The organism is Ruegeria sp. A5 (assembly GCF_056543005.1).
Genome location: NZ_JBQGAV010000021.1, coordinates 1 through 4,474 on the forward strand (window position 1 = coordinate 1; position 4,474 = coordinate 4,474).

Below are 4,474 nucleotides of genomic sequence, written 5' to 3' on the forward strand. Positions count from 1 at the left end.
AAACCCCCGCCAGTTGGCGGGGGTTTATTGATTGAGGTTTACTCTGCTGCGTCCATGTATTCGGTCATTGGAGGGCATGTGCAGATGAGGTTTCTGTCGCCGTATGCGTTGTCGACGCGGTTGACGGGGGACCAGTATTTGTCGACGCCCATGGAGCCTGGGGGGAAGCAGGCCTGTTCACGGGTGTAGGGACGGTCCCAGTCGCCGACCAGATCGCGCACCGTGTGGGGGGCGTTTTTCAGCGGGTTGTTTTCCGCGTCGATCTTGCCGTCGATGATGTCCTGTGCCTCGGAGTGGATGGACAGCATGGCGTCGCAGAAGCGGTCCAGCTCATCCATGGGTTCCGATTCCGTGGGCTCGACCATCAGGGTGCCGGCCACCGGCCAGGACATGGTGGGCGCGTGGAAGCCGCTGTCCACCAGACGTTTGGCAATGTCATCGACGCTGACATGGGCCGCCTCGTCCAGCGGGCGGGTGTCGAGGATGCATTCATGCGCCACGCGACCCGTTTCCGAGGTGTAGAGGATCGGGTAGGCATCCTTGAGCCGCGCCGCGATGTAGTTGGCGTTCAGGATCGCCACCTTGGTCGCCTGCGTCAGACCCGCGCCGCCCATAAGCAGCACATAGGCCCAGCTAACCGGCAGGATCGAGGGCGACCCAAAGGGCGCCGCCGAGACCGGACCCACGGCAGTGCCGTATTCCGGGTGGCCGGGCAGATGCTCGGTCAGATGCGCTTTGACGCCGATCGGACCCATGCCGGGGCCACCGCCGCCATGGGGGATGCAGAAGGTCTTGTGCAGGTTCAGGTGGCTGACGTCACCGCCGATGTCTCCGGGACGCGACAGGCCGACCATGGCGTTCATGTTGGCCCCGTCGATATAGACCTGACCGCCGTGATCATGGGTGATCTGGCAGACCTCCTGCACGGTGGTCTCGAACACGCCATGGGTCGAGGGGTAGGTGATCATGCAGGCGGCCAGATGATCGGAGTGCTTTTCAGCCTTGGCGCGGAAATCATTCAGATCAATGTTGCCATTCTCATCCGCCTGCACAGGCACAACCTGCCAGCCGACCATCTGCGCCGAGGCCGGGTTGGTCCCATGCGCCGAGGTCGGGATCAGGCAGACATTGCGCTGCCCTTCGCCCCGGGCGAAGTGATAGTTGCGGATGGTCAAGAGGCCTGCGTACTCACCCTGCGCGCCCGAGTTGGGCTGCTGGGAGATCGCGTCATAGCCGGTGATCTGGCACAGCTTGTCGTTCAGATCGGCGATCATCTCGTGATAGCCCTGCGCCTGATCTTCGGGGCAGAACGGGTGCAGGTTGCCGAACTCGGGCCAGGTGACCGGGATCATCTCGATCGTGGCGTTCAGCTTCATGGTGCACGAGCCCAGCGGGATCATCGCCCGGTCCAGCGCCAGGTCGCGGTCGGCCAGACGGCGCATGTAGCGCGTGATCTCGGCCTCGGCCCGGTTCTTGTGGAAGATCGGGTGGGTCAGGTACTCGCTTTCGCGCAGCGCGTAATCCGGCAGGCGATAGGCCACGTTCGAGCTGTCATCCTTGCGGTCGATGCCGAAGGCCCCCCAGACCGCCTCGATGGTCTCGGGCCGGGTCTGTTCGTCCAGGCTGATGCCCACTTTCGTGTCGCCGACCTTACGCAGGTTGACGCCCCGGGCCACAGCGGCCTCCATGACCGTTTTCTGCAGATGGCCAACCTCAACCGTGATCGTGTCGAAGAACACTTCCGGCTCCACAGCAAAGCCTGCCTCTTCCAGACCGGCGGCCATGCGCGAGGTCTTGCGGTGCACCGATTGCGCGATGGCCTTGATGCCGTCGGGGCCGTGGTACACGGCATACATCGAGGCAATCACCGCCAGCAGCGCCTGCGCGGTGCAGACATTCGAGTTGGCTTTCTCACGCCGGATGTGCTGTTCGCGGGTCTGCAGCGCCAGGCGGTAAGCCTTGTTGCCCCGGCTGTCGATGCTGACACCGATGATCCGGCCCGGCATCGAGCGCTTCAGCTTGTCGGTGGTCGCCATATACGCGGCGTGCGGGCCACCATAGCCCATCGGCACACCAAAGCGCTGGGTCGAGCCGATGGCGATATCCGCGCCCATCTCACCGGGCGACTTCAGCAGCGCCAGCGACAGGATATCGGCGGCGACGATGGCAATCGCCTTGTGTTCATGCAGGGCCGCAATCTCGGCGGTGAAGTCGCGCACATGGCCATGGGTGCCGGGGTACTGGAAGATGGCGCCAAAGACCGCGCCCGCATCCAGCGTGTCCGGATCAGCCACCTGCACCTCGATGCCCAGAGGCTCGGCGCGCGTTTTAATCACCGCGATGGTCTGCGGGTGGCAGTTCTTGTCGACAAAGAAGGCTGCATTGTTGGCCTTGGACCGGCCGCCGCGCTTGGCCATCGCCATGGCTTCCGCCGCAGCAGTCGCTTCGTCCAGCAAGGACGCGTTGGCCACGTCCAGCCCGGTCAGGTCGCTGACCATGGTCTGGAAGTTCAACAGCGCCTCAAGTCGGCCCTGGCTGATCTCGGGCTGATAAGGCGTGTAGGCCGTGTACCAGGCCGGGTTCTCCAGAATGTTGCGCAGGATCGGCGCCGGCGTGGTGGTGCCATAATAGCCCTGACCGATCAGCGAGGTCAGAACCTTGTTCTTGCTCGCCACCTCTTTCATGTGAAAGAGCGCATCGCGCTCGGTCATCGCCGGACCCCAGTCCAGCGGCTCTTTCTGCCGGATCGCGGGCGGGACGGTGGCGTCGATCAGCTCGTCCAGCGTCTTGAAGCCGATCACCTTGAGCATGTCGCGCATCTCGGTCGGGCTGGGCCCGATATGGCGGCGGTTGGCGAAGTCATAGGCTTCGTAATCGGTCAGTTTGAAGGCCATGTGTGCGCTCCTCAAGGATAGGTCAGGCCCGGCGGAGACGGCAGGAGCCTCCGGCGGAAGTATTTGGAAACAGATGAAGGGGCGGGGCCGCGCACGGACCCGCCGCCTGAGTTAACCGATGAAGGCCTTGTAGCCGGCCTCGTCCATCAGGTCTTCGAGCTGCGAGGCGTCCGCGATCTTGATCTTGTAGATCCAGGCCTCGCCTTCGGGGTCTTCGTTCAGCGCGCCGGGATTGTCGGCCAGTGCCTCGTTCACCTCGGTGATCTCGCCGTCGACCGGTGCGTAAAGCTCGGACGCCGCCTTGACGGATTCAATCACGCCGATCTCGCCGCCTTTTTCGAACTCGTCGCCTGCTTCCTGCTGTTCCACGAACACCACGTCACCCAACTGCTCGGCGGCGTGTTTGGTGATGCCCAGCGTGGCGGTGTCGCCGTCAACGCTCAGCCATTCATGCTCTTCGGAATAATAGGTTGCCATGTCTCTCTCTCCTGACTTCAACGCTTGTAATTCTGTTTGACGAAGGGCAGCGCCACGATCTCAGCCGGTTGCGGCTTGCCCCGGATGATCAGGTTCACCTTCTCGCCCGGCTCGCCATGGCCTTTGCTCACATAGCCCATCGCCACCGGTCCACCCACCGTGGGGCCAAACACGCCCGAGGTGATCTGACCGATGCTGTTGCCCTCAAGGCACTGCACTTCCACGCCCTGACGCGCTGGCGCACGGCCTTCGGGCTTGATGCCCACCAGCTTTTTGGCGGGACCTTCGGCCAGTTCCTTCTGCACGCGGGCCGCGCCCGGGAAACCGCCCTCTTCCTTGCGGCGTTTCTGGATCGCCCAAGCCAGCGAGGCCTCGACCGGCGAGGTGCTTTGGTCGATGTCATTGCCATAAAGGCACAGACCTGCCTCCAGCCGCAGGCTGTCGCGCGCGCCCAGACCGGCCGCTTCGCAATCCTCATGCGCCAGAAACGCCTTGGTGATCTCGATCGCCTTGTCTTCGGGGATCGAGATCTCGTACCCGTCCTCGCCCGTGTACCCCAACCGCGAGATGCGGCATTCGACGCCGTTGATCTCGGCCACCGTGGTTTCCATGAACTTCAGATCCCGCGCGGCGGGGCACAGTTCGCCCACAACGTTTTCCGCCGCAGGGCCCTGAACCGCCACCAGCGCGCGGTCGAAAATCTCGATCACTTCAACGCCTTCGAGGTGCTCACGCATATGCGGAATGTCCTGATGCCGCAGCGCCGCGTTCACCACCACAAAGTAATGATCGCCCGCATTCGACACGATCAGGTCATCCATGATCCCGCCTTCGGCATTGGTGAAAAACCCGTACCGCGCCTTGCCTTCCTTCAGCGTCGCATAAGCCTGCGGGCACAAAGCTTCCAGCTTCTCGCCCACATTCTCGCCCCGCAAAATCACCTGACCCATATGGCTCACATCAAACACCGCCGCCTTCTCACGGCACTGCTTATGCTCCCCCATAATCCCCAACGGATACTGAACAGGCATCTCCCAACCCGCAAAATCAACCAACTTACCCCCCAACTCAACATGCAAAGCGTGAAGAGGCGTGCGTTTTAA

The 4,474-nt window shown here is 62.9% G+C and carries 3 protein-coding genes; all 3 read right to left on the minus strand.

Annotated elements, in window-relative coordinates; all coding sequences use genetic code 11:
• Nucleotides 1–38: 38 nt before the first annotated feature.
• Complete coding sequence (gene gcvP / locus ACR0AY_RS21110; protein WP_170511642.1) at nucleotides 39–2,894, minus strand: aminomethyl-transferring glycine dehydrogenase; 2,856 nt, start codon at nucleotides 2,892–2,894, stop codon at nucleotides 39–41.
• A 111-nt stretch (nucleotides 2,895–3,005) separates the two neighbouring features.
• A complete protein-coding gene (gene gcvH, locus ACR0AY_RS21115) occupies nucleotides 3,006–3,371 on the minus strand; it encodes a glycine cleavage system protein GcvH (RefSeq protein ID WP_170393732.1) in 366 nt (121 codons plus the stop codon).
• Nucleotides 3,372–3,388: 17 nt separating this feature from the next.
• Nucleotides 3,389–4,474, minus strand: a 1,086-nt coding sequence (gcvT, locus tag ACR0AY_RS21120; RefSeq protein ID WP_480454557.1) for a glycine cleavage system aminomethyltransferase GcvT, incomplete at its 5' end; no start/stop codon positions are given.